2 protein-coding genes and 1 pseudogene are annotated in these 2,761 nt (G+C 76.9%); all 3 read left to right on the top strand.

Features of this window, described 5'->3' with window-relative positions:
• Positions 1-32: 32 nt before the first annotated feature.
• Positions 33-1,397 carry an aldehyde dehydrogenase family protein gene (locus ACIQOV_RS36100; protein ID WP_401055038.1) on the top strand — a complete coding sequence of 455 codons (1,365 nt, stop codon included), beginning with the start codon at positions 33-35 and terminating at the stop codon, positions 1,395-1,397.
• Complete coding sequence (locus ACIQOV_RS36095) at positions 1,397-2,425, top strand: proline racemase family protein (RefSeq protein WP_401055037.1); 1,029 nt, start codon at positions 1,397-1,399, stop codon at positions 2,423-2,425. The genes ACIQOV_RS36100 and ACIQOV_RS36095 overlap by 1 nt, the downstream gene beginning before the upstream one ends.
• Positions 2,422-2,761 (top strand): annotated as a pseudogene (locus ACIQOV_RS36090) (hypothetical protein); the annotation flags it as partial. The gene ACIQOV_RS36095 and the pseudogene ACIQOV_RS36090, both read left to right, overlap by 4 nt.

Raw genomic sequence — 2,761 nt, 5'->3', positions numbered from 1 at the left:
CCTCCTTCGTTCCCCGTACCTCCCTCGAAGGGCTGCTGGCTGTGACCATCACCTCGTACAACCCCGCCGACCCCGCCGACCTCGTGGTCGCCGTCGAGGAGCCCGGCGCCGAGGCCGTGCGGGCCGCCGTCGGGCGGGCCCGGGCGGCGCAGGGCGACTGGCTCGCCGCCGGAGCGGGCGCCCGGTCGGCGGCGCTCGGCCGGATCGCGGACGCCGTGGAGGCGCACGCCCACGAGCTGGCCGCGCTGATCGTGCGCGAGGTCGGCAAGCCGCTGGCCGAGGCGCTCGGCGAGGTCGCCCGCACGGCGGCGATCTGGCGCTACTACGCGCAGGCGCCGTACGCGCCCTCCGGGGCGGTGCACGAGACCGCCGCCGGCCCCGGGCTGCTGCTCACCCGGCGCCGCCCCTACGGGGTCGCCGGGCTGATCGCGCCGTGGAACTTCCCGCTGGCGATCCCGACCTGGAAGGCCGCGCCGGCCCTCGCCGTCGGCAACGCGGTGGTGCTGAAGCCGGCGCCCGAGGCGACGGCCTGCGCGCTGCGGCTGGCCGAGCTGGCCGGGCTGCCCGAGGACGTGTTCACGGTGCTGCCCGGCGGGGCCGAGGAGGGCGCGGCGCTGGTGGAGACCGCGGACGTGATCTCCTTCACCGGCTCGACCGGCGTCGGCCGGGCCGTGGTGCGGGCCGCGACCGAGCGCGGGGTGCCGGTGCAGGCCGAACTCGGCGGGCTGAACGCCGCGCTGGTGCTGCCGGACGCCGACATCGCGCAGGCCGCCGGGCACATCGCCGCGGCCGTCGCCGGGTACGCGGGGCAGAAGTGCACCGCCACCAGCCGGGTGATCGCGGTCGGCGCCGCCCACGAGCCGCTGCGCGAGGCGCTGGTCAAGGCGCTGGCGGCGGTCGACGACGCGGTCTGCGGGCCGGTGATCAACGCCGCCGCCCGGGAGCGGCTGACCGGCGCCGTCTCCTCGGCCGTCGAGGCCGGGGCGAGCGTGCTCACCGGCGGCCGGGTGCCCGAGCGGGCCGGCTGGTACGTCGAGCCGACCCTGCTCGCCGACGTGCCGGCCGAACACCCGCTGGCCCGCGAGGAGTTCTTCGGCCCGATCGCCGTGCTGCACGCCGCGGCCGACCTGGACGAGGCCATCGCGCTCGCCAACGACACCCCGCACAGCCTCTCCACCTCGGTGCACACCCGCAGCCTGGACGTGGCGCTGGCCGCCGCCGACCGGCTGGACGCCGGCATGATCCGGGTCAACGCCCCGTCCAGCGGCGTCGACTTCCACCTGCCCTTCGGCGGAGCCAAGGGCGCCAGCCACGGCGAGCGCGAGCAGGGCCAGGCGGCCCTGGACTTCTACACCGTCAGCCGGACCGTCAGCGTGCTGCCGGGAGGTGGCGCCTGATGTTCGTCCGCACCGTCGACTACCACACGGCCGGCGAGCCGTTCCGGATCGTGCTGGACGGCGTGCCGCCGATCCCCGGCGACACCGTCGCCGAACGCCGGGCCATCGCGCTCGGCGCGGGCGGCAGTGCGACCGCGCCCCGGCCCAGCGCGCTGGACGACGTCCGGCAGCTGCTCGTCCAGGAGCCGCGCGGCCACGCCGGGATGTACGGCGGCTTCCTGGTGCCGCCGGACGACGACGAGGCGCACCTGGGCGTGCTGTTCTGGCACAAGGACGGCTACTCCACCGCCTGCGGGCACGGCACCATCGCGCTCGGCGCCTGGGCCGTGGACTCCGGCCTGGTGCCCGCCCCCGCGGACGGCGTGGCACGGGTGCGGATCGACGTGCCGTCCGGCCGGGTCACCGCCCTGGTGCACCGGGCCGGCGGACACACCACCGGGGTGACCTTCCGCAACGTGCCCAGCCGGGTGACCGCGCTGAAGCTGCCGGTGGAGACCTCGCTCGGCACCGTGGAGGTCGCCGTGGCGCACTCCGGCGCCTGCTACGCCTCGGTGTCCGCGGCCGCCCTCGGGCTCGCCGTGGAACCGGAGCGGCTGCCCGAACTCACCGCCGTGGGGCGGGAGATCAGGGCCGCGCTGGCCGGCGCCGAGGTGGTCGCGCACCCGACGGACGCCCGGCTCTCGGGTGTGTACGGAGTGGTGCTGTACGACGAACTCCCCTCGGTGGACGGGGTGCTGAACCAGCGGAACGTCACCGTCTTCGCCGACGGCCAGATCGACCGCTCGCCCTGCGGCTCCGGCACCTCCGCCCGGCTGGCGGTGCTCGCCGCCGAGGGGCGGCTGGCCCCCGGCGAGCCGCTGCGGCACGAGTCGATCATCGGGACGGTCTTCTCCGGCCGCTTCCTGCCGGGCGGCGACCCGCAGGGCGAGGGCGTGGTCACCGAGGTCGGCGGGGCGGCCTTCCGGACCGGCGAGCACGGCTTCGTCCTGGAGCCGGACGACGAGCTGGGAGCGGGGTTCCTGCTGTGAGCCGGACATCCGAGAGCCGGGCCGCCGAGAACCGGACCGCTGTGGTTCCGAGCGACCCGAGCCCGACCGCACTGCCCGGTACGGCGGTTGTGCCGCTCCAGTACGCCGTGGCGGGCACCGGCGGAGTCGGGCCCGCCGGTGCGGTGGGGGCGATCGAGCGGGTGCTGCTGGACGGGTTCGACCCGGAGGCGGCACCCGCCCGATCCGCCGTACCGGTGCCCGCCGGGGAACTGCTGATGATGCCGGCCGCCGCCGGGCCGTACGCGGGCGTGAAGATCGCCGGTGTCGCGCCGGCCAACCCGGAGCGGGGGCTGCCCCGGATCACCGGCAGCTACC

It is taken from the genome of Kitasatospora sp. NPDC091257 (genome assembly GCF_044757675.1).
In the GTDB taxonomy this organism is placed as follows: domain Bacteria; phylum Actinomycetota; class Actinomycetes; order Streptomycetales; family Streptomycetaceae; genus Kitasatospora; species Kitasatospora lactacystinica.
The sequence above is the reverse complement of the archived record's forward strand: the minus strand, read 5'-3'. Positions and strand labels throughout refer to the sequence as shown.